Source organism: Streptomyces sp. NPDC096339 (genome assembly GCF_044762985.1).
GTDB lineage: Bacteria > Actinomycetota > Actinomycetes > Streptomycetales > Streptomycetaceae > Streptomyces.
The window spans coordinates 299,721-320,004 of the sequence record NZ_JBIWFI010000001.1; the positions used below are offsets into that span (position 1 = coordinate 299,721).

21 protein-coding genes and 3 pseudogenes are annotated in these 20,284 nt (G+C 68.6%); 10 read left to right on the forward strand and 14 right to left on the reverse strand.

Features of this window, described 5'->3' with window-relative positions:
- Nucleotides 1-44: 44 nt before the first annotated feature.
- Nucleotides 45-782: a hypothetical protein gene (locus ACIQ5Y_RS01385; RefSeq protein WP_403873708.1), complete on the forward strand. Its 738-nt coding sequence runs from the start codon at nucleotides 45-47 to the stop codon at nucleotides 780-782.
- A 9-nt stretch (nucleotides 783-791) separates the two neighbouring features.
- On the opposite strand, the gene ACIQ5Y_RS01390 is transcribed toward ACIQ5Y_RS01385, so the two are convergent.
- From ACIQ5Y_RS01390 to ACIQ5Y_RS01420, 7 genes are all read right to left on the reverse strand, one after another.
- Entirely contained in the window at nucleotides 792-1,229 is a 438-nt protein-coding gene (locus ACIQ5Y_RS01390) for an SMI1/KNR4 family protein (protein ID WP_403873710.1), read from the reverse strand.
- A 140-nt stretch (nucleotides 1,230-1,369) separates the two neighbouring features.
- Nucleotides 1,370-1,807, reverse strand: coding sequence for a transposase (locus ACIQ5Y_RS01395; protein ID WP_403873713.1), 438 nt, complete (start codon nucleotides 1,805-1,807; stop codon nucleotides 1,370-1,372).
- Nucleotides 1,808-2,012: 205 nt separating this feature from the next.
- Nucleotides 2,013-2,603 (reverse strand): hypothetical protein, encoded by a 591-nt coding sequence (locus tag ACIQ5Y_RS01400; protein WP_403873716.1) that lies wholly within the window; start codon nucleotides 2,601-2,603, stop codon nucleotides 2,013-2,015.
- Complete coding sequence (locus ACIQ5Y_RS01405; protein WP_403873719.1) at nucleotides 2,600-3,859, reverse strand: hypothetical protein; 1,260 nt, start codon at nucleotides 3,857-3,859, stop codon at nucleotides 2,600-2,602. The genes ACIQ5Y_RS01400 and ACIQ5Y_RS01405 overlap by 4 nt, the downstream gene beginning before the upstream one ends.
- Before the next feature lie 3 nt (nucleotides 3,860-3,862).
- Complete coding sequence (locus ACIQ5Y_RS01410) at nucleotides 3,863-4,603, reverse strand: ATP-binding cassette domain-containing protein (RefSeq protein ID WP_403873721.1); 741 nt, start codon at nucleotides 4,601-4,603, stop codon at nucleotides 3,863-3,865.
- A 132-nt stretch (nucleotides 4,604-4,735) separates the two neighbouring features.
- Entirely contained in the window at nucleotides 4,736-5,155 is a 420-nt protein-coding gene (locus ACIQ5Y_RS01415) for a hypothetical protein (RefSeq protein WP_403873724.1), read from the reverse strand.
- Nucleotides 5,156-5,273: 118 nt separating this feature from the next.
- Entirely contained in the window at nucleotides 5,274-5,690 is a 417-nt protein-coding gene (locus ACIQ5Y_RS01420; protein WP_403873727.1) for a hypothetical protein, read from the reverse strand.
- 742 nt (nucleotides 5,691-6,432) lie between these two features.
- Here ACIQ5Y_RS01420 and ACIQ5Y_RS01425 point away from each other — a divergent pair.
- The 4 genes and pseudogenes from ACIQ5Y_RS01425 to ACIQ5Y_RS01440 all read left to right on the forward strand — a co-directional run bounded on the left by ACIQ5Y_RS01425 (nucleotide 6,433) and on the right by ACIQ5Y_RS01440 (nucleotide 8,960).
- Entirely contained in the window at nucleotides 6,433-7,524 is a 1,092-nt protein-coding gene (locus tag ACIQ5Y_RS01425) for a MerR family transcriptional regulator (RefSeq protein WP_403874475.1), read from the forward strand.
- Nucleotides 7,521-8,030: a hypothetical protein gene (locus ACIQ5Y_RS01430; RefSeq protein ID WP_403873730.1), complete on the forward strand. Its 510-nt coding sequence runs from the start codon at nucleotides 7,521-7,523 to the stop codon at nucleotides 8,028-8,030. The genes ACIQ5Y_RS01425 and ACIQ5Y_RS01430 overlap by 4 nt, the downstream gene beginning before the upstream one ends.
- Nucleotides 8,031-8,126: 96 nt before the next feature.
- Nucleotides 8,127-8,321: pseudogene (locus ACIQ5Y_RS01435) on the forward strand (IS481 family transposase); the annotation flags it as partial.
- Between the two features lie 192 nt (nucleotides 8,322-8,513).
- Nucleotides 8,514-8,960: a hypothetical protein gene (locus tag ACIQ5Y_RS01440; RefSeq protein ID WP_403874496.1), complete on the forward strand. Its 447-nt coding sequence runs from the start codon at nucleotides 8,514-8,516 to the stop codon at nucleotides 8,958-8,960.
- A 250-nt stretch (nucleotides 8,961-9,210) separates the two neighbouring features.
- Here ACIQ5Y_RS01440 and ACIQ5Y_RS01445 read toward each other — a convergent pair whose 3' ends face one another.
- Both ACIQ5Y_RS01445 and ACIQ5Y_RS01450 read right to left on the reverse strand, forming a co-directional pair.
- On the reverse strand, nucleotides 9,211-9,816 hold the full coding sequence (locus ACIQ5Y_RS01445) for a dihydrofolate reductase family protein (protein WP_403873732.1): 606 nt from the start codon (nucleotides 9,814-9,816) through the stop codon (nucleotides 9,211-9,213).
- 193 nt (nucleotides 9,817-10,009) lie between these two features.
- A pseudogene (locus ACIQ5Y_RS01450) lies at nucleotides 10,010-10,333 on the reverse strand (DUF2199 domain-containing protein); the annotation flags it as partial.
- Nucleotides 10,334-10,422: 89 nt separating this feature from the next.
- Here ACIQ5Y_RS01450 and ACIQ5Y_RS01455 point away from each other — a divergent pair.
- A complete protein-coding gene (locus ACIQ5Y_RS01455; protein ID WP_403873735.1) occupies nucleotides 10,423-10,956 on the forward strand; it encodes a hypothetical protein in 534 nt (177 codons plus the stop codon).
- Between the two features lie 97 nt (nucleotides 10,957-11,053).
- On the opposite strand, the pseudogene ACIQ5Y_RS01460 reads toward ACIQ5Y_RS01455, so the two are convergent.
- Nucleotides 11,054-11,215 (reverse strand): annotated as a pseudogene (locus ACIQ5Y_RS01460) (transposase); the annotation flags it as partial.
- A 162-nt stretch (nucleotides 11,216-11,377) separates the two neighbouring features.
- On the opposite strand from ACIQ5Y_RS01460, the gene ACIQ5Y_RS01465 reads away from it, so the two are divergent.
- Entirely contained in the window at nucleotides 11,378-11,710 is a 333-nt protein-coding gene (locus tag ACIQ5Y_RS01465; RefSeq protein ID WP_403874477.1) for an FAD-dependent monooxygenase, read from the forward strand.
- A gap of 43 nt (nucleotides 11,711-11,753) precedes the next feature.
- Here ACIQ5Y_RS01465 and ACIQ5Y_RS01470 read toward each other — a convergent pair whose 3' ends face one another.
- A complete protein-coding gene (locus tag ACIQ5Y_RS01470) occupies nucleotides 11,754-12,239 on the reverse strand; it encodes a hypothetical protein (RefSeq protein ID WP_403873737.1) in 486 nt (161 codons plus the stop codon).
- A gap of 51 nt (nucleotides 12,240-12,290) precedes the next feature.
- A complete protein-coding gene (locus ACIQ5Y_RS01475) occupies nucleotides 12,291-13,439 on the reverse strand; it encodes a M23 family metallopeptidase (protein ID WP_403873740.1) in 1,149 nt (382 codons plus the stop codon).
- Between the two features lie 817 nt (nucleotides 13,440-14,256).
- On the opposite strand from ACIQ5Y_RS01475, the gene ACIQ5Y_RS01480 reads away from it, so the two are divergent.
- Nucleotides 14,257-15,426, forward strand: coding sequence for an aminotransferase class V-fold PLP-dependent enzyme (locus ACIQ5Y_RS01480; protein ID WP_403873743.1), 1,170 nt, complete (start codon nucleotides 14,257-14,259; stop codon nucleotides 15,424-15,426).
- 127 nt (nucleotides 15,427-15,553) lie between these two features.
- Here the strand turns inward: ACIQ5Y_RS01480 and ACIQ5Y_RS01485 are convergent, their stop codons facing one another.
- Nucleotides 15,554-15,886 (reverse strand): hypothetical protein, encoded by a 333-nt coding sequence (locus tag ACIQ5Y_RS01485; protein ID WP_403873745.1) that lies wholly within the window; start codon nucleotides 15,884-15,886, stop codon nucleotides 15,554-15,556.
- A 171-nt stretch (nucleotides 15,887-16,057) separates the two neighbouring features.
- Nucleotides 16,058-17,614: a putative glycoside hydrolase gene (locus tag ACIQ5Y_RS01490; protein WP_403873748.1), complete on the reverse strand. Its 1,557-nt coding sequence runs from the start codon at nucleotides 17,612-17,614 to the stop codon at nucleotides 16,058-16,060.
- Nucleotides 17,615-17,891: 277 nt separating this feature from the next.
- Between ACIQ5Y_RS01490 and ACIQ5Y_RS01495 the strand changes: the two genes are divergently transcribed.
- Together ACIQ5Y_RS01495 and ACIQ5Y_RS01500 are read left to right on the forward strand one after the other, a co-directional pair.
- Nucleotides 17,892-18,905: a polysaccharide deacetylase family protein gene (locus tag ACIQ5Y_RS01495; protein ID WP_403873750.1), complete on the forward strand. Its 1,014-nt coding sequence runs from the start codon at nucleotides 17,892-17,894 to the stop codon at nucleotides 18,903-18,905.
- A gap of 338 nt (nucleotides 18,906-19,243) precedes the next feature.
- Entirely contained in the window at nucleotides 19,244-20,200 is a 957-nt protein-coding gene (locus tag ACIQ5Y_RS01500) for a GlxA family transcriptional regulator (RefSeq protein ID WP_403873754.1), read from the forward strand.
- The last annotated feature ends 84 nt before the right edge of the window (nucleotides 20,201-20,284 follow it).

The following is a 20,284-nucleotide window of genomic DNA, read 5'->3' on the forward strand; positions in this document are numbered from 1 at the left end:
GGTGATGGGCTGAGGCCGCCTCACGGGGGCCTAGGCTGCCCCGGGTGACGGGAATCCCAGGATTCGATGTGATGTTGAACCGGTTGGCGGAGCGTCGCGGGCTGTGCATTGAGGATCTGTCCCGCTTGTCCGCTGTCCCGGAGGCTGAGCTGGGGGCGGTTCTGGACGGTGCAGCGCCTGGCCCGTCGCTGCTGCGACGGCTCGCCCCTGTTTTCCAACTGGAGGCCGCGGACCTGTATGTCATTGCTGCTGTGGCTTTGCCCCTGGACATGACGCCCCTGGACCCCCGGGCCGGAACAGCTGTGGCTCGACTCGCCTGGCACACAGCCCAGTTGCCGAGGGCTGGACGTTACCAATTGCGTCGGCTCGCGCGGTCGCTGCCGCAGGAGCGCCGCACCCAGCCGGTTCCAGAACCGCGCGGGTATCTGCAGTACCCGCCGGGGCCCGGTGGACTGCTCATGCGCTTGCTCGCCAACCGGAACCTGGGGTGGGTAGCAGGGGCACAGACATTCCTGCCCCTGACCGGCCGGTACTGGTCTCCGGCAACGTACGGGCAGGTCGGCCGCGGCCTCAAGGAGCTGACACCGGATCTCCTGGCTGACTACGCCATCGTGCTTGGTATTCGCGCCGACGACCTGGCCGAACTGACCGGCGTCGAGCTGCCGGACACCGCGCCCCCGTCGGAGGTCGCCGTCGACGTGACCGGCCTCATCTGGGATGTCCGCCGCCTGACACTGGACCAGATACAGCAGCTACGCGATACCGCGAAGAGCATGCGCTGAGCCAGGGGCCTACATCTGGTACCAGTCGTCTCCACCATGTCGAAGCGAGCGCCCGAGGTAGTCCCGCAGGTCGCCGGCCACCCACCGCCTGCTGTCGGTCTCGTGTTCCCAAACGAAGATGTCGGGACGCTGTGGTTTCTGCACGAAGGCGAATTGATCACCGCCTCCGTTGTCTCCGAAGAACAGCAGGGCGTCGAACGACATGTACAACTGGGCGAAGGATGGGTCGGACCAGAAGAGGAGGTTCTGTTCGACGATCTGGTCGAGTGGCCAGACGGTGTCGACCGAGCTGTGTCCGATCACTCCGTTGCTCTCCAGGAGCATCTGCTTCAGCTCTGAAGGAATCTCACGTCCAAGCCGCCGCTCGGCCTCGGCGAGTTCAGGCTCACGAGCCGGTGCCCGAAACCCAACGCTTGGGGATGCCTGCAAGGCCGTCTCTCTCCACATGATCAAAATGGTAGTGACCCTCCGAAGTGAGCTCTTCCCCAGCCAGATCTTGTCCTCGGCGCTGACCGGAGCTGGGCCGACGATCCCACCCCGGGATGGTTCACACTCGCCGCCGGGTCAGCGGCGGCTCATGAGTATCGTCATCGACAGCAGCACCATCTGCTCATGCAGGCGGGCAGCGTCTCGTAGTCGCGTACCGGGCGCCGCGAGCGCATCAGCCAGCTCGGCGTGCGTTCCACCACCCAGCGTCTAGGCAGCACCACGAACCCCGAGGCGTCGTCGCTGCGCTTGACGATCTCCAGAGCAAGCCCGGGTTGCTGCTTCGCCCAGCTGACCAGGCGACCCGCGTAGCCGCCGTCGGCCCACACCAGGACGATCCTGCGATAGCGGGCCCGGGCACGTTCCAGCAGCGGCATCGCGGCGTCCCGGTCCGTCACGTTCGCCGCGGTGACCATCACGGCCGGCAGCAGCCCCAGGCAGTCGACCACGATGTGCAGCTTGCGCCCCGGCACCTTCTTGGCCCCGTCGTAGCCGCGGGTGGCCGCCGGCACCGAGGCCGCCGCCCGCAGTGACTGCACGTCGACCACCGCCGCGGTCGGCTCCGGATCACGGCCGGCCTCCTCTCGGACCAGGCACCGGAGGCCCTGCCTTCATGCGCGCACAAGCGAGAGATCACCCGACAGAGTCGCCACACTTGAACCGATGTCCACCGTGATCGGTACGACAACAGCTTCTGAAGCCAACGTCAGAGTCAACCCCCGAAGGACTTCCGGAGCCGACCACTCAGGGGATGAGGCGTGGCGCTCGGATGCTGCCGAAGACGGTGCCGGTCAGGAAGACGGCGAGGCCTGCGCAGAGCGCGGGAAGGCTGGCAGCGTCGTGGAGGGGGATTGCCCAGGGTTGAGGTCCGCGGCCGCCGGCCTGCCAGCCGCCTACTGCCAGCACCAGGGGGACGGCGACCAGGAGCGGCGCGCCCGCCCGTGCGCCGGTCAGCGGGTTCAAGACGAGTGCGACGCCGAAGTAGAAGGCGGTGTTGCGGCCCACGGCCAGGGCCACGGCGTCGGCTCCCAGGAAGTGTCCCAGGACGGCCAGGCTCAAGGACAATGTTGCGCCGGCCGCGGCGAGAGACACGTCGAAGCGGTGCACGGCGCGTACCGACACCGTTTCGGCGGGGATGCGGGCTCGGGCGGTGAACGCCAGCCACATCACGGCCGGGATGACGGTCAGCAGGGCGGCCAGAAGGAAGTGACCGGCGCCGCCGACCAGCGCGGGAACAGGCAGATAGGACTGGCCCAGCGCGAGGGAGATGAAGGTCGTGGCGGCGGTAAGCGCCGCGAGAGCCGGCACTTTCCTGGACAGCACCCACCAGTTCAAGAGCCTGCTCCCTCGGGGCTGAGGGAGGGGCTCTGCTCGCATCCGGTCAGCGCCTGGCGATTCTTCTCGTACCAGGCGTGCTGACGTTCGGGGGGAAGCGTCAGGACCTGCTGGGCGAGTTTGGCGTCCTCGAAGGAGACGGTTCCCTGGATGGGCTGCGGCGGCGTGCCGGTGGCGATGGAGGCGAGCCAGCCGGTGAGGGGGCCTCTGGCGGGGAACGCCGGGTAGCTCTGGCCCGTACGTGCGCATCGCGGGATGGGGGGCAGGAGCATGTTCACCAGGTTCGGGGTGATGGACCCTTCGCGTACCTGTCCCTTTCCTCCGAATCCGGCCTGGCCGTCCTTGAGGGTGCGGCTCTGGGTGAAGGAGTCGGGAAGAGGCAGCCCGGCCGCTTCCAGGCGTGCGCTTTGGACTCGGGTGGCATCGATGATCCGGTCTCGTCCGGGGGTCTCGGGCCACAGGCACACCTCGGGGACCGCCCGCCGGTCACAGACCATCGCTTCGGCGCTTCGGGCCTTGGTCGGGTTGAAACCCATACCCGCGACCAGGGCGATCGCGGCGCCGGACGCTGCTGCGAGGGCGAGCGCCGACGTCCACCAGGGCTTTCGGGCGATGGCGAGGATGCAGGCCCCGGTGGCGCCGGCGGCGAAGAGAAGAGGGGCCCATACCGCGGAAGGGTCGATCACCGATCCGACCGAGCAGCATGCGTCGTAGCCGCCGCCCACCAGGTGGCGGGGCCAGGGAGTCTTCCAGGACCCGGGGAACGCCGTGAAGAAGAACACGGCGATCATCGCGATCGGCGCGGCCGCCAGATGGTGGATCCGCGCCCCCAGCAGGTAGCCGGCTCCGGACGCGGCCGCCATCAGCAGCGCGTACACGGCGAACATGCCCAGGTACGACAGTGGCGGAAGTGCCCCCGCCGCGCTGGAGGCGATGGCCGACGCGATCCCCATGCTGATCACGCCCAGCGCCCATACCGGCGCAAGGACCTGGAGGGCGATGGTCAGATGTCCGCGTGCGGGGGCCTGGGCGAACACGCGGCCCCGGCGCAGCCGGGAGCTTTCCCATGCTCCGGAGGCCGCGCATGCCGCGGCGGCGAAGGGGATGGCGTACGACGCGGCCCCGAGGACGGAGGGCCCGTAGGAGGCGGTGACGTTGACACGGATCGGTTCGGACAGCAGGAGGAAGACGTATCCGGCGGCGAAGACCAGCATCAGGCCGGCGGAGGAGGAGCGAAGGAGAGTGGAGGTGCGCACCGTTCAGATCTCCCGTCCGACCAGCAGGACGTAGGCCGCTTCGGCTTGCTCACGGCCTTGGCCGGAGGATGGTGCGAGAGCATGGAAGTCTCGGGGGCTCCCCTGGAAGCGGATGTTCCCCTGGGAGAGGACCACTACGTGCTGGTACAGGTCGGCGAGGTCTTCGGTCTGGTGGGTGGAGACGATGATCTGTACCTGGCCTGATAGGTCGCCGAGGAGTTCTCTGAACACCAGGCGCTGGGTGGGGTCGAGGCCGGCGGTTGGTTCGTCCATCAGGATCAGCTCACTGCGGTGGGCAAGAGCGCCCGCGATGCCCATGCGGCGCAGTTGTCCGCCGGAGACCTGGTGGCTTTTGCGGTCGGCCAGGCGGATCAAATCCACACGACGTAGCGCGTCGGCGGATGCGGTCCAGGCCAGGTGGCGGGGCATCCCTTTGAGCCAGCCTGCGTAGGCGACCTGTTCGCGTACGGTCAGGCCGGGTATCGGGGTGATCTGCTGGGGTATCCAGGCGACGCGTTCCCTGTAGGGGGCTTGGCGGCGGCCGTGGGCGTCGAGGCCGTTGAAGGCGACTGAACCGGCGGCCGGTTTGAGGTGGGAGGCGGCGAGTGACATGAGGGTGGACTTTCCCGCCCCGTTGGGTCCCAGGAGGACGGTCGCTCCGGCTTCCACACACAGACTGAAATCGTCGAAAACCGGAGTGTTCCGCCTGTAATTGAACGAGACCTGGTCAAAAACCAAAGACATGTATCAACACACAATCTGCTGCCCCCACCGCACAGGGGGAGCCAAGTCCGTGGGAAAGTAGAGAGACGGGGGTCCCGGTGCTGAATCCACCGGGACCCCCTACAGCGCTCTTCCAGCTACCGCGCTACCGCGCTACCAGGCGACCTTGAGGTACTTGACCGTCAGACGGCCGCCCGAGTAGATGTCGTAGAGCTGGAAGTAGTAGTTACCCGCATCGTCCGGGTCGCCGTAGTCCACCCAGCCGCAGTAGTTGTTCTCGCTGCCCTTGTACCGGTCCGGCGCGTAGGAGATGTCCTTGTACAGGTCCAGCTCCGCGTGACTGAACCCGGTCGCACCGTCCGAGACGCAGTTCTCGAAGTAGATCCCGGTGTAGTCCCAGGTGTCGTTGTTGTCCCACCAGCGACGCGACTCATCCCCGCGCTTCCAGTTCGTCAGCGAGGAGGTGAACCAGCCCTCCGCCTGGGCCCCCGCATACGCCGGAACCACCGACACAGCGCCCAGCAGCGCCGCCCCGGCCACCACGCCGGCCAGCGACTTCATCCCGATCTTCAACTCACTTTTCCTTTCCCGAAACAGGACGAACCCCCACTGGCGCACCCCCGCAGCGGACTACCGCCGGCCGTCCGGGTTCCTGGAGCTGAATCCGCCAGGAGCCCGCAACGTCCGGCCACTACCAGGCGACCTTGACGTACCTGATGTCGATCCAGTCGCCGTTACCGACGTCCGAAAGCTGGAAGTAGTAGTTCCCAGCCGAGTCCGGATCTCCGTAGTCGACCCACCCGCAATAGTTGTTCCGCGTTCCGTAACTGCGATCCGGAGCCGCGGAGATGTCCTTCCACAGGCGCAGCGACGCGTAGTCGTAACCCCAGTAGTCGTCATCGGACCGACATCCCTCGAAGTAGATGCCGGTGTAGTCCCACGTGTCGTTGTAGTCCCGCCACCGGCGCGACTCGGTCGGGGCCGTCCACCAAGAAATGCTGGACTCGAACTGGCCCTCGGCCGACGCCCCGGCGTGTGCCGGGCTGACACCGGCAAACCCCAGCAGCACTGCCCCGGCCATCAGACCGGCTGCCTTTCTACGCAGCATGCTCAACTTTTCTCCTTCCTTTCCTCGCGTGCCCTGGATGAGGGCAGGCAGGGGGGAAGAGATGTATTGCGGCGCCTCCCCCCGAGACGGTCCGAACAGTAGCCACGGAAGGTCATATTCAGAGGAGAGGATTGGAGAATGGCTCAAAGCAGCCAGGCCCCACGCACGCCGTCCGGCAGGGCTGTGGCCGGGAAGCGGCAGTGGATCGCCGCCATCGCCGCATCTCCTTGCCTGGTCTGACAGTCGCCCCTTGTAGAGCGGACCAAGGGAGTCCTACGTCGCAAACCCGCGGGCAACCCCTGCCTGATGGCTGGGAATTAATCGCCGTTCGTGGGCGACCTTCACCGCGACTACTCCTGACCGGACGTCATAAGGGTGCGTACGCTCAGCAAGTTGGACATCTCTCAGCACGCTGCCTGGGCTCGGAAGATACGTCACCTTCCAGATCGCGGAACTGGTCCTGGGCGGGGAACCCGATATCGAGTACCACCGTCCCGCGAACCGTCTGCGACAGCTCTCCGCGGCCACGATTGTGGAGCTGCCAGTTCCACTCGACCGGCCGTTTTGTTGGACCTTCTCGAGATCATCGGCGTGGGCAATCCGGGGCCGGAGTCTGCTACTCCGGACCAACACACCCCACGCTCTTCGACCTGATGGGTATCCAGGCGTTGCCGGCCATGAGGTTGGTGACGCCGCTCGTCGGTGTTGACCTTCAAGTTGGTTGAACCTCGATGATGGCGCGGTGCCAAAAGATGATCTGATGCCGATCGGAGTCTTCGCCCAGCGCAGTGGACTGACGTCCAGCGCGTTGCGGTTCTACGCCGACTCCGGGCTCCTGCCCCCTGCCGAGGTCGACCCGGTCTCGGGTTACCGCTACTACAGCGCTGACCAGCTGGTTCGGGCGACCGTGCTGCGTCAACTTCGTGAGATCGCCATGCCCCTCGCCGATGTCGAGGCGGTGCTGGATTCCGGGGCTGACGCGGCATCCCGGCTGCTCGATGAGCACATCGCGAAGGTCGTCGGGGACGCGGTGGCGGCACAGCAGAAGGCTGCCACCATCAAGTCCGTCCTTGGCAGTGTGCCAAGTCTTCCGATTGCGGCGCTGAAGGGTCCGGTGCTGGCGGATGCGGTCGAGCAGGTGCTGACCGCGACCGCACACGAGCCCGGGATGCCGGTACTCGCCGGCCTGCGCATCGAGGCGAGCCATGAGGCGGTGACCCTGACTGCAACTGACCGTTACCGGCTCGCCACCCGAACCTTGGTGCCGGCTGAACCACCGGCGCAGACGTGGTCCGGCACAGTCGATGGCGACGAGCTGCGGGCAGCAGCCGCCGAGATCCGCCGCAGCTCGCTGGTTCGGGTCGAAGCGGTGCCGCACGGCATCTGGTTCCGCGTGGCCGGCCGGAAGGACCGGCATTGCCGGTTGCTGTCCGAGGATTTCCCCGACTATCGGTTGATGCTCGCGTCGCTGGGTGAGGTCACCACCCGTGTGACGGTCTCGAAGGAACTGCTTCTGAGGACCCTGGAAGAACATCCCGGTGAGCACATCGGGCTGCACGTCGCCGACCGCGGAGTGAACGTCGTGTCAGCGGATGACGAGCACCCCGGCACCCCGCTCTCGTCCACTGCGACGGGGCCGGCCCTCCGGATCTGGTTCGAACTGACCACGTTCTATCCCGCCGTGAGCGCCGCGATCGGCCCCGACGTGATGCTCGACCTGAGGGGACACGACCAGCCCGTCACAATCCGCTCCGCCGACCGCGGCGATTTCACCACCCTGGCCATGCCCATCAAGGCCCCCTGCCTGAACGAGACGACGAGGAACACCCCATGACGACCGCACCCGCCGGCCCCGACCCGACCATGGAAGCCATCGGCCAAGCCGTCGCCGTAGGCCAAGCCGGTGACATCGCGTCCGCCCGCCAAATACTTCTGAACCTGTGGTCCGCGATCGGTGTCACCGGCGATCCGCTGCACCGCTGCTCCCTGGCTCACTACCTGGCAGACCTCTACGAAGATCCCGCCCAGGCCCTCGCCTGGGACGTCCGGGCACTGGATGCTGCCGACGCCGTCACCGAGCAGCGCGTTCAGGAGCACCACGCCGGCCTCCACATCGCCGGCTTCTACCCTTCCCTGCACCTCAACCTTGCCGACGACTACCGCCGGCTCGGCTCCTTCGAGGCCGCCGCCGAGCACATCAACGCGGCCGAAGAGCACGCCCCCCGGCTTCCTCGGAATCCCTACGGTGACCTTCTCCGTGGCGCCATCCGAGAGGTCGCCGAGGCCATCGACAGGCGGGACCGCACACGGCGATCCTCTGCGCCCGGTTCTGCTGCGTGACCCACAAGAACGCACCCCTCGCCGTGGAAGGACGAGTCGTCTCATGGAGTGCTGCCGCACGAGGCCCACAGCCCACGTCGCAGCCGAGATGGGGATCTCGACCCCAATGGTGAGGCCCACGCCGACCGACAGCCGCGGAGAATCCACGCCTTCCGACCCGGCCACGTGATCCACGTGGACGTGAAGAAGGTAGGCCGCATCCCCGAAGGCGGAGGCCGGCGCGCGCACAGATACGGAAGCGACCGGGCCAAAGCCGTAGACCGGCGGAAGAAGGACACCGGGCGCGGTGGCCGCGGATGGACGACTCCGATGCTCGGAATCGACCTCGCGGCCGACCGAGGAACCGACCGATGCTCAGGCTCGGTGCGGGCACTGCGTCGGCCACTCCACCAGTTGGAGCGGCGGTCCCAGGGAAATCGGCTCGACGGAGCGTTGCGTAACGGCGAGTATGCGACGCGACCGCTCAAGCTCCCGGAGACGCACGTGGGTAACCGACAAGCAGACATCGACTTCACCTTCCAGCGCCCAGCCACCGTGCGCGGCCTGCTGGAGTTGCTGACCCCGGCCGGCTGGTGCGCCGAGGAAAACTTCGGCCACATCTCGTTCATGATCAACGATGCGGACGATATGCACGAGTGGTACGACAGCACCCCCGACCGCCTCGACGCCGTGCTCGCGGAGCTGGACGCCACGGCGAACCTGCCCTACACCGTGGCGCTGAACATCTACCACCCGCAGGGCGGGACCGGCGGCATGCTCGTGTTCTCAGCGCAGCGCAGGAAGGTCTCCTTCCTTCCCACCATCAACCGGCGTCGCATCCCGGACGCGCCACGGTTCACCGACCTCGCCTGGTACCTGCACGCACTCGTCCCCTCCCTGCTCTGGGCCGGCCTCGAAGGGTACGAGGCCCGGGAAGACCCCAACGACTAGGCATGGTTCGGGACGAAGTCCTCCGCAGCCGCCGGTTCCACGCCACCCATCGCGCGCAGGCACAGCCATGGTGACTGAGCGCTTCAGCCGGCCTCGGCCACATGGAACGCTCAGCTCACGAGACTCTGTCCAGGTTCACGTCCAGGTGGGCCGGGCGGCCTGACGTCGGCCGTTCACCCCCTACCGAGGTCTCGCTCCGCGTGTGTCGGCGCCGGCCTGGCAGCCGTCCAGACCGGCGGACGGGGCGACGTCACGCAGGTACGTCGAGCGGCGGGTGTTCCAGCACGCGGGGCTTGTACTCGACCAGCTGAATGCGGCCGTCGAATGTGCGGTGCTCGATCATTTCGAGGGCAACGTCCGGATAGTCGTCGTAGATGCGTTCTGCGCCCGTGGCCCCGGTGATCACCGGGAACATCACGACCCGGAAACGGTCGACGAGTCCGGCTCGTAGCAGGGATCGGCACAGGCTGAGGCTGCCGATCGTGCTGAGGAGCCCCGAGCCACTCGACTTCATGGCGCGGACCACCTCGACGGCATCGTCCCGAACGAGCGTGGAGTTGGCCCACGTCAGTGGCTCCTTGAGTGAGGAGGAGAACACCACCTTGGACGCTTGCGTGAGCTCGTCGACGGACGCCTCTTCCTCGGGCCTGAACTCGTCTTGGCCGGGCGGGACCTCGCCTGCGGCGAAGCCGGACATCAGACGGTAGGTGTTCGCTCCCATCAGGTAGGTGGCCTCGGGCTGCTCGCCGAGCCAGGCGAGGTACTCCGGGCCCTCGAGGCCCCAGAACCCGGGCCATCCCTCTCCCGATGCGTAGCCGTCGAGGGAGGTGATGAAGTCGACGAGAAGCTCCGACATGGCGGTGTCCTTTCCTGAGGTGTCATGAGCTTGGACCGATTGGGAGCAAGAAACTCATCGGCCGCGCCGTGGAGCAACGAGGAAAAGACCCGGGCCGACCATCACGCTCAGCTGGGCCGAGTACAACGCTCAGGAGCCACCTGAAACGCTCGCTGTGGCCCGAGCGGGATGGGCGATACCGGGCTGCCGGCCTTCACCGCTGCGCACCATAGCCTGCGTGGAGCACGGCCGCCGCCATCCCCCGCACACGGTCCAGGCCGATCCCCGTGGGCTGCTCGACCGCGAGGGGGTGGTCGGTGGGCTCAAGCTCTACCAAGGGACGCTCGCCGACCGGGCGGGTGTGGACGTACGTCTTCAGGTTGAGAGTCGTGGCCGGGTAGACCGGCAGGACGGTGGTGAGCCAGCCGAAGTACGGCTTCTCGGACTCCCGGCCAGGGGTGTCCCACAGGTCCGCAGCCCTGGAGAAGTCCTCTCGGCTCGGCGATACCCACACGCCCCAGGAGAACACGTCGTCGCTGAGGCCACGCCATCCCCCCGCGGGTTCTGACCGTGCGCCAGGAGTCCGACGGCGCCGCCTTGTCGGTCCCTGGTGTTAGCGTCACCACCATGGCAAACCGTTCATATCTCTACTCCGCAGACTCGATGCCGAACGACGCAGGGATCCCCAAGCAGATCCGATGCGTGTCCGAGCACAACTGGGACATCCCGCTCGCGCACAAGATCATGGTGGGACGCGGAACGACGATCGTCCCGTCCATGATCTGGAATCCGCCGATCGGCATCGCAGCGGACTACGCCGGCGGGGCGGCTCTGCTGCTCGATCTCCTTCACGCGGTCGGCAAGGGACTGGAGGACGACGCCGAGTTCGCCGAATGCGTCGCCCGGACCACGGCCCACCTCGAGAAGCAGCAGGCGGAGTACTTCGTCCTCGAGACCGGGGAGATCGTCTCTATGTCGGGCGACGATCCGGTGGAAAGCGTGCGGCGCCTGGCGTCCGAGGGCATCCCCGCCGCCGTCGCCAAGGCTGAGGCCGCGATCGCCGCCGAGGACGAGGAGTGGCTGGCCTCGGTCCGAGCCGACTGGCAGAACCACTTCGCCTCCTTCTACAGCGAGGCGCTCTATTTCTCCTTCCCCGACTGACGGATGGTTGCGGCGCGGTGCCGGGCGATCCCGGTCTGATCCGAAGGACACGGCATAAAGGGTGTTGCAGAAGGTCTGGCTTGGGCGGCCTGGAGTGCATCCGGGCGAAGGTGTGCTCGACGCGGGCCCTGACGCGTCGGTGTTCGGCGTTGTCCTCCTCCTGGGCCCGCGCAGGAGGGGGCCGGCCGGCCCTTCCGTGGTGCGGGAGGATCAGGCCGGTGCCGAGGTAGGCGCCGTCCGCGATCACTGTCGTCCCGGCCTCCGCCGCGGACAGGGGACTGTCCGGATCCGGAACCGCATCCGGTCGATCAGCTGCCGCCGAGGCCAGATGGGCGGCCGCCCCGCCCTTTTCGCTTTCGGCGACAACGGCCCCGACATCGCCCACTGTTCGTCCGGCTTCACCGATCGGGCGCTGCTGGCCATGGCCTACCGGCGGGGACGCGTTCTGCCGGCCGGCGACGCCGTGAACCTGGGGTGGAAGCTCGCGGCGACCGTGCACCGGTACGCGCCGCACGGGCTTGTCGACACCTACGCCGACGAGCGTCATCCGATCGGCGCAGCGATGCTCGACCGGTCGGCGCGCGCAGGTGGCGATCATGCGTCCGGACCCGTACGCCCAGGCGATCCAGGGAGTGGTCCGCGATCTCATCGGGACCCGAGACGGAGCGGCCTACGTGTTCGGGAAGCTGCCGGGATCGTGGATCCGGTACGACCTCGGCAGCGAGTATCCACTGACCGGACGCAGCTCCCCTGAACTTCCGCATCGAGGACGGCCGAACCGCAGCCGTCGGCCTCAGTCACCTGATCTGCGGGTCTGCTAGGAGAACGACTCGATCGGCCTCGACATCGAAGCCGAGCACCGGATGGCCGTCGTCGCCTTCCGGGTCCATCAGCACCGGCTTGCCCAGCCGCCGCCCGATCTCCCGGAGGAAGCCGCAGAACGCGTCAAGTCGCTCCTGGCCTTGCAACTCCCGCAGATCGACGTCGAAGTCGATTTCATCGACGGCATGGAACCTGAAGATCGCCAACACATCCGCAGTCGGCCAGACCCGCAGGTCAGGGCACTCGGCATCCACCGGACGGGACAGCACGGTCTTCGCCCGAGGCACCGGAAGCACCGTCCCTCCCTCGGAGTACTGGCAATTCCAGCCCTTTTCGGTGACCAGATCGAGGACCGACTGCCAATCCTCTGCCGAGGTATTCGGGACGCGCACGTCCGGCAGCGACCCCATCAGGTCCGGGTCGAAGAAGCACTTCACGTCATCCCACAGCAGATCGGCCACCTCGCCATGCTGCCCGGCTCCCGACCAGGGAAAACCGACACAGATCATCACTCACGAGTCCGGGAAGTCGACCACGGACAGGACGAGGGGCAGCTCATCGGTGCGGGACTGCGGCTCGGGCAGCCTGCCCTGTAGGAAGGTGCCGCTGAGGTGGTCGTCGGTGGCCAGCCAAACCGTGTAGGGGATCTGGCCCTGGTAGGTGAAGCGGTCGATGACGTAGGGGACGGCGTCGGCCTGCAGCAGCGACGGGTCGTCCATCAGCTGGAAGTGCAGGTGAGGGGCGTTGGAGTTGCCGGTGTTGCCCAGCTCCGCGATCTTCTGGCCCTTCTTGACCTCGTCACCGGGCTTGACCAGGAGGCTGCCTTTGATCAGATGCGCGTACATGGCCCAGACGCCACCGCCGAGGTCCTGGATGATGTGGTTGCCGTCCACGTTCTGGACGGTGATCTTCGGACCGAGTACAGGGTCGTTGGCGGGCAGGATGCCAGGGGTGCCTGCCTCGACCGTGTCGAGCGTCGAGCTCACGGTGCCGTCGGCGACCGCGTACACCGCCTCGCCGTAGTCGGCGTAGCTCTCGTTCTTCGTCTTGTCACCGCTGTAGAACTTGCCCTCGTCGTTGAGTTTCATCCAGTCGATGGCGAAGCGCTGGGAGTTGGCCAGCTTGCCGTTCACCGAGTTGAGCGAGGGACGGTGCGGCCCGCCGGTGCCGCAGCAGCCGTTCGCGGCGACCCAGTCGTCCCCCTTGAGCGGGGGTGCGATGACCCGCGGCTTGCCGGAGGAGATGTCGAACGGCGCGGCGAGGTAGCTGATCGGGCTCGGTTTGGTGGCCGGGGGCACGGCCTGCCCGGTGACGAACAGCCTGTGCATGACCTCGGCGGGCGCCTGGTCCAGCGAGTCGAAGGTCAGGTCCACCATCAGGGCTCGGGACTGGCCGGGGGGCATGACGGTGTCGGTGGCGTTCGACGAGGGCAGTGTCCGCAGCAGATTGCAGGCCCCGTACTCGCAGTCGGGATCGACCAGTTGGCGGCTCGAGAGGGAGGCGACGACGGTGTCGGGGTGTTGGGCGTCGACCACCTGCACCTTGGTGAGCGTGGCGGGCAGCCGCGAGGCATTGGTCAACTGCAGGTCGTAGGAGACGTGGTACTTCTGGTCGCTGCCCAGCCAAGGGAACGTCGGATTGCTGATCGGTGTCACGACCACGGGGGTGAAACTGTCCGGCACGGTCACGGCGGCCCGTGCGCCGGGGGAAGTGGCCTGCTCACCAGGGCCCGGGGACGCTCCTTGTGCCGACGTACACCCTGCGACGAGGAGCACCGTGACCAGCGTCGCGGACAGCGACATCGGGCGCGTCCGCCGCCGGCCCGGGTGCGACCGCGCCCGTTGTCCTGGGCGCGCTGCTCGCGACGCGAACCGTTTGGTGATCCCGTTCGAGTCCGGTCGGGAGGGCTGTATGTCCATCACTCCACCTCGCATGGCCAGGTGTCCCGGTACATCGGCACTCGTCGCGAAGCGACAGGTCGCCATCCGGCGGGCTCGGGCCGGGCCGCTGTGTCAGCAGGGCGCCGACTTCACCGAACAGCTGAAACGTTCTCTGGGGCCCGACGGCCCGGTCCAGAGCGGCTGGGCGCTGCGTTGGTGAGCTGCTTGGGGCGGTTCTGGGCGGAAGGTCGGTCCGGGCGTCCGGTTTCGCCGCAGCGCTTTTGACGGCCTGATCGATTCTCCCAATCCTGGCACGACCGTGATATTGGTGCCAGCCGGGCGGTTCTCATGCGGAATCCTGCTGTTCATGGCCGTGAAAAGGAGCCGGATCGCTTCCAGGACGCCTCGACCGGGCCGGTATCGGTGTAGGCGGTAAGGGCCTCGCCGTCTTGGGCCGCGCTCATCGGTGAGCCAGGGCGCGGGTGTGCCGTTCGTTCGCGGCCGCCCGGGATGGGCTCATGCTGGCAGCATGGGCGGTCCGGTCCGCCCACGGTCTCGGCCGGCCAGAGCGGCACGGCCCTTCGCGGGAGGCTTCCCGATGTCCGCACCCCACCGCCCGCGGCCGCTCGATCCGGCCCGTGAGCTGTTCGACATTCCCGATGACGTCGCCTACTTCAACACCGCCAGCCTGGCTCCCACCCTCCGCGCCGGCCTTCACGCGGGAGGTGCGGCACTCCAATGGCGGGCTCAGCCCTGGCGGATCCAGGCCGCTGACTGGTTCGATGCGGCCGAGGAGCGGCGAGGTCTGTTCGCCGCGCTGATCGGGGCGGGCGCGGACGATGTCGCGTTGGTGCCGGCGACCAGTTACGGCATGGCGGTGGCCGCGGCGAATCTCGAGGCCGCCCCCGGCAGCCGGGTGCTGGTCCTCGCCGACGAATACCCGTCGGGGATCTACACCTGGTGGCGTTTCACCGAGCGCACCGGCGCGCGCATGCTGACCGTGCGGCGTGGGGCGGGCCAGACGTGGACCGACGCCGTGCTGGCCGTCCTGGACGAGACAGTCGCCGTGGTGTCGGTCCCCCAGGTGCACTGGACCGACGGGACGTGGCTGGAGCTGGACCGCATCGCCGGGGCCGCTCGCGCCGTGGGCGCGGCGCTCGTCATCGACGCGAGCCAGTCCGCCGGCGCCGTCCCGCTGGACGTCGGGGTGCTGCGTCCCGACTTCCTGGTCTCCGTCGGATACAAGTGGTTGTTGGGACCCTTCGGTCTGGGCTACCTGTACGCCGCTCCCGCCCACCAGGACGGCCGGCCACTGGAGGAGAACTGGATCCTGCGGCAGGAAGCCCAGGACTTCGCCCGCCTCGTCGACTACCGCGACGCATATCAGCCCGGGGCGCGCCGCTTCGATGCCGGGGCACGCACCGCTTTCGAGCTGACCCCCATGGCGATCGCCGCGCTCCGGCAGCTCACCACATGGACGGTCCCCCGCATCGCCGCCACCCTGGAGACCACCACCGCCCTCATCGCGCAGCACGCCCGCCTGCGCGGTCTGGACATCCCCGGCCCCCGCGGCCCGCACATGCTCGGCATCACCCTCCCCGCCCACCTCCAGCACGCCACCGCCCGCGCACTGGAGCGATCCGGTGTGTTCGTCGGAGCACGCGGCAACGCCCTACGGATCAGCCCCCATCTCCACACCACCTCCCACGACATCGACCGGCTCTTCCACGCACTCGACACCGCGCTCGGGCATCCGTCCACGCCCTGACGACACACCCCCCTCGCCCGCGAGGGGGCCCTGGACGCACACCACGGCGAGGGGGTGGAGGTAGGCAGCCGACGCCGCGTCACCCGCACACCGTGCGGCCAGACGCGATCCTCCGACGGTGGAACCCTCAACTCCGGCCACCAGTGGGCCGGTGATCCCGGCCGCCACTGGGCCCGCGCCGGGTGATGGCCAGGGTCGTCGCCAGGGCCAGGGCCGTACCTGTGGCCAGGACGCCGCAGCGGGAGCGCCAGGAAAGGACCGCCCACCGGGATTCGGCGGACAGCAGTGAGCCGAGGCTCGCCCACGAGCCGACCGAGAGGACGGACGCGGCCGAGCCGATCGACCCGATCGACAGGAACGAGCCGACAGATCCGATCGACAGCGTCGATCCGACGGATCCGATCGACAGGAACGAGTTCCGGGAGCAGAGGGACCAGCGGGAGTCATCCGTCGTCGTCATGGACCGATCGTAGGCACACGGAACCGGGGCCGCCTGCTGCCGGTGCGCGGGGCACAGCAGCCACGGCCCCGGCCTGCCGTGCGCGGCGCCGGTGGGGATGGCCCCACCGCGGCGCCGGCCACCATCGGGGTGTCGGCGCCTGTGGCGGGCGTGGTGCTCGCGTCGACCGTGTCAGTGCGTGGCGATCTGCTGGAGCGCCGCACCTTGGTAGCGGGCACCGGCGTTCCACAGGATGAAGGAGTTCATCTTGTTCGCCGCCGCGGCCTTGATCTGAGCGGCCACTTCCGTCGGCCCGTAGGTGCTGCCCATCGAGAAGTCCTGCAGCCACGGCACGACCTCGGCCTGGGTGCCCTTCACCTGCCGGGCGAAATCGGCGAGCGAGCGCTGCACGATCGCGTACGGCGCGGTGTCGGGCTGCGCGACGCCGTACTCCCCCGGTCCCCAGTGGGACGGGTAGACCATGGGCGCGATGTAGTCGGTGACCTTCGCCAGCGCCCCGATGTCCTGGGCGATCTCGGTGGGCCGGGTCGCGGCGATGCCGAATACGGAGACGCCCAGGTACGTCGCGTGCGGACGAAGGGCGGTCCGTGTGTCGGCGACGAAGGAGGTGATGGACTGTTCCGGCGTGGCGGACCCGATGCCCGGGAAGCGCATGTGCCCCAGCGGTCCGTCGGGGCGGCGCACGTAGTCGTAGAGGACGTCGTCGAAGCCCAGTCGAGCCGCTTCGACGGCGAGGTCCTGGTTGTACTTGCGCACCGTCGGGTCGGCGAAGTTGGTGAAGGACAGGGCTCCGTAGTGGCCGCCGTCGTAGGGCTGTCCCTCCGGGGTCAGTACGAGCTGGTCGCGCTTGCCGTTCTTCCAGGCGGCCGCCGCGAGTTTGGGGTCGCGGAAGGCGACGATGCGGCCGATGACCTGAGCGCCGGCGGCGTGGAGTTCGGCGATCGCCTTGCGGGCGTCGTAATAGCCCTTGGCCGCGCCGATCTGCCGGGCCAGCGGCACCTGGGAGGCGTATCCGACCTCGCCGTCCTCGTCCTTGACGTCCAGTTCGACGGCGTTGAGCTTGCCGCTGCGCACCAGGGAGAGGACGTTGCCCCGCAGGGTGTCGTCACCCCAGCCGATGGCGGTGATGTGCGCGGCGCGGATCATGGGGCGGCGGCCCCGGGCGGACACCGCCTTGGTGGTGGTGTTCCCCGCTCGGTCGACCGCGGTGATCGTCACCACGCGGGTGCCCTTGGGGACCGTGGTCTTGAAGGCCCCGGACCCGTCGACGGGAACTTTCTTGCCGTCGATGGTCACGCGGGAGTCGGCGGACGCGCTACCGGCGATGGTCACGGGAGCGCCGGCGTTCGTCACCGCGGGGTCCGTGACCTTCAGGTCGGGCGGTGTGGAGTCAACGGTGAAGCCGACGACTTTGCGGTACGAGGCGAAGGGGAGACCTGTGTCGCCCGCCACCACCAGAGTGTGCCGCCCCTCGGTCAGGTGTGGCAGGCCCAGTCGCAGCCGGGCGTCCTGCTCCGCGGTGACGGGAACCTTCGTACCGTCGAGAGCGACGTGCACCTTGCCCCGTTGACCGGCCGTCTCGGTGTCGAGGTAGGCGCTGACGTGCGCGGCTTTGCGAGCATCGAGGACAGCTCCGTCGTCGAGACCTTCCACTCCCGGCCCCGACGCGAGGAACGCCCAGGCCCCGCCTCCCGCCGCGGCCAACGCGAGCACTCCGGTCGTCGCCATGAGGCCGCGCCGACGGGCCGGCCGGCGAAGACCGGAGGAAGAGGAGGAGCGGGATATGTAGCTCTTGGCCATCATGACGTCCTTCGCGCTGTAACCGGATGGTGCCTCCATTGATTGCCGTACGGCCGCGCGGATCCTCCGTTCCCGAGCGGATTTCACGCGAACGGCCGGGGTCCGCCCCGGCGTGGCGGCTGCGCCGTTCAGGGGACGGTGCGATACGGGCACCCGCGTCGCCGGTAGGTATGGCTCGTCCGGTTCACCTCGGGAGGGGTCCCGCATGCGCCACCCGTTCGTCCCGCTCTGCGCCCTGGCCGGCGCCGCCCTGCTCGCCGCAGGCTGCTCCCCTGGGTCCTCACCGGCCCCCGGGGAGCGCCAGATGGCTCCATCGGCTGCGGCTGCGGCCACCCATGGCGCCGCGAAATCCCCGGCGGAAGTGGGCGCCAACGAGCTCGGCGACGTGCCCGTTCTGATGTACCACCAGCTCACCGTGAAACCGGACAGCGTCTACGACCGGAGCCCGGCCGACTTCCGGGCCGAACTGGAGCGCCTGGCCCGGGAGAACTACGTACCGGTCACCGCCCAGGCCTTCCAGACGGGCCGCATCGACATCCCGGCCGGAACCCACCCGGTGGTCCTCACGTTCGACGACTCGACCAACAGCCAGCTGCGCCTCGGCCCGGACGGCGCACCGGCAGCGGACACGGCTGTCGCCATCCTGGCGGAGACTGCGAAGAAGTACCCCCCGTTCAAGCCGGTCGCGACCTTCTTCGTCAACGCGGACGCCTTCTCGGCCACCGGTTCCGCCAAGGCGCTGACCTGGCTGAAGACGCACGGATACGAGGTCGGGAATCACACCGACCGCCACCAGAACCTGCGCTCCCTGGACGAGGCCGGCGCCGCGCAGGCCATCACCGCCGGACAGCGTGCGATCGAGACGGCCGCGCCGGGCACCCGCGTCACCTCTCTCGCCCTGCCCTTCGGCGCCATGCCCCAGTCCGACGGGGTCGCCGCACGGGGAACGGGTTACCGCTACGACGGGGTGTACCTCGTGGGGGCGAACCCTTCGGTCTCGCCGTACGCCAAGGCCTTCAGCCCCGGCGCGATCCCGCGGATCCGTTCGGCGGGGCCGAAGGACGTGGACGCCGAGTTCGGTTCGTCGCGCTGGCTCGACAAGCTCGCCTCCGGCCCGAACCGGTACGTCTCCGACGGGGACCCGAACACGGTCGCCTTCCCTCGCGCCTCGCAGGACAAGCTGGCCCCGGCCTTCGCGCCTCGGGCCTTGCCGTACTAGGAACCTAGCGGCCGGCGCGGCACGGCTGGGCCGGCATTGGCGAGCATGGCGGGTCCGGGCTGGGTCCAGCCGCGCGTCCGGAATGAGTTCTGACGCCCATTCCTTGGGGCGGCGAGGCTCGGAATCCCAGCGGCCGGTACCCGGTCCGTACGCTCTTTGACGCCGTACGGGCCAGGTACCGGCGTACCGACCCGCTCCCCCGCCATCGATGCCAGGCCCGCCTCCACGGCTCAGCACCGGTTCACCGGTTTCCGAAGGCCGGCCTCCCGCATGCGGGCCGAGGCCTCCGCGCTCGACGCCCGGGCCGTCTCCGGCCCCCGCCGCGTACCCTCGAGCCCGTGCCACCTCACCATCTCCGCCGTGTCGCCGTTCTCGTCCTCGAGGGCGCCAAGCCCCTCGATGTCGGAATCCCCGCGCAGGTATTCACGACCCGCGCCAGCATGCCGTACGAGGTGCGGGTGTGCGGTGCCGAGCCCGGCCTCGTGACCGGGGGCGACGGGCTGGCGTACCACGTGACGCACGGGCTGGAGGCGCTGGCGTGGGCCGACATCGTCTTCGTCCCCGGCTACCGTTTTCCCGACCGCGACGACCCGCCGCAGGCCGTGCTCGACGCGCTGGTCGCCGCCCACCGACGGGGCGCGCGGCTCGCCGCCATCTCTACCGGCGCGTTCGCCCTCGCTGCCACCGGCCTGCTCGACGGCAAGCGCGCCACGACCCACTGGCATTACGCCCGGGCCTTCACCGCCCGCCATCCGCTCGTCCAACTCGACGAGAACGTCCTGTTCGTCGACGAGGGCAGCGTGCTGACGTCGGCCGGCGCCGCCTCCGGCATCGACCTGTGCCTGCACATCCTGCGGCGCGACCTCGGCGTGGCCGCCTCGAACCACGCGGCCCGGCGGCTGGTCGCTGCCCCATACCGTAGCGGCGGCCAGGCCCAGTACGTGCCCCGCAGCGTTCCCGAACCGCTCGGCGAGCGGTTCGCCGCCACCCGCGACTGGGCCCTGCACCGGCTCGGCGAGCCCCTCACCCTCGAAGCGCTCGCCGTGCACGCGGGGGTCTCGCCGCGTACGTTCTCGCGGCGCTTCGCCGAGGACACCGGGTATACGCCGATGCAGTGGGTCATGCGTGCCCGCATCGACGTGGCCCGGGAGCTGCTGGAGCGTTCGGAGCGGAGCGTCGAGCAGATCGCCGCCGATGTCGGTCTGGGAACCGGGTCGAATCTGCGGCTGCACTTCCACCGCATCCTCGGGACCACCCCGACCGACTACCGGCGCACCTTCACCCGCGGGGAGTAGGGCGAAATCGGCCGTCGACGCCCCCTTGGCGAGATCCTTGCGAACCATGGCGATCTCGCCGCTGTCGCGGGCCGGCGACGGGCG

Bases quoted from the DNA above. Each gene is read 5' to 3' on its own strand.
- ACIQ5Y_RS01430 (WP_403873730.1), top strand. From the start codon at position 7,521: ATGACGACCGCACCCGCCGGCCCCGACCCGACCATGGAAGCCATCGGC.
- ACIQ5Y_RS01490 (WP_403873748.1), bottom strand. From the start codon at position 17,614: ATGGCGACGACCGGAGTGCTCGCGTTGGCCGCGGCGGGAGGCGGGGCC.
- ACIQ5Y_RS01410 (WP_403873721.1), bottom strand. From the start codon at position 4,603: ATGTCTTTGGTTTTTGACCAGGTCTCGTTCAATTACAGGCGGAACACT.
- ACIQ5Y_RS01390 (WP_403873710.1), bottom strand. From the start codon at position 1,229: ATGTGGAGAGAGACGGCCTTGCAGGCATCCCCAAGCGTTGGGTTTCGG.
- ACIQ5Y_RS01445 (WP_403873732.1), bottom strand. From the start codon at position 9,816: ATGTCGGAGCTTCTCGTCGACTTCATCACCTCCCTCGACGGCTACGCA.
- ACIQ5Y_RS01455 (WP_403873735.1), top strand. From the start codon at position 10,423: ATGGCAAACCGTTCATATCTCTACTCCGCAGACTCGATGCCGAACGAC.
- ACIQ5Y_RS01465 (WP_403874477.1), top strand. From the start codon at position 11,378: ATGGCCTACCGGCGGGGACGCGTTCTGCCGGCCGGCGACGCCGTGAAC.
- ACIQ5Y_RS01420 (WP_403873727.1), bottom strand. From the start codon at position 5,690: ATGCTGCGTAGAAAGGCAGCCGGTCTGATGGCCGGGGCAGTGCTGCTG.
- ACIQ5Y_RS01495 (WP_403873750.1), top strand. From the start codon at position 17,892: ATGCGCCACCCGTTCGTCCCGCTCTGCGCCCTGGCCGGCGCCGCCCTG.
- ACIQ5Y_RS01485 (WP_403873745.1), bottom strand. From the start codon at position 15,886: ATGACGACGACGGATGACTCCCGCTGGTCCCTCTGCTCCCGGAACTCG.
- ACIQ5Y_RS01480 (WP_403873743.1), top strand. From the start codon at position 14,257: ATGTCCGCACCCCACCGCCCGCGGCCGCTCGATCCGGCCCGTGAGCTG.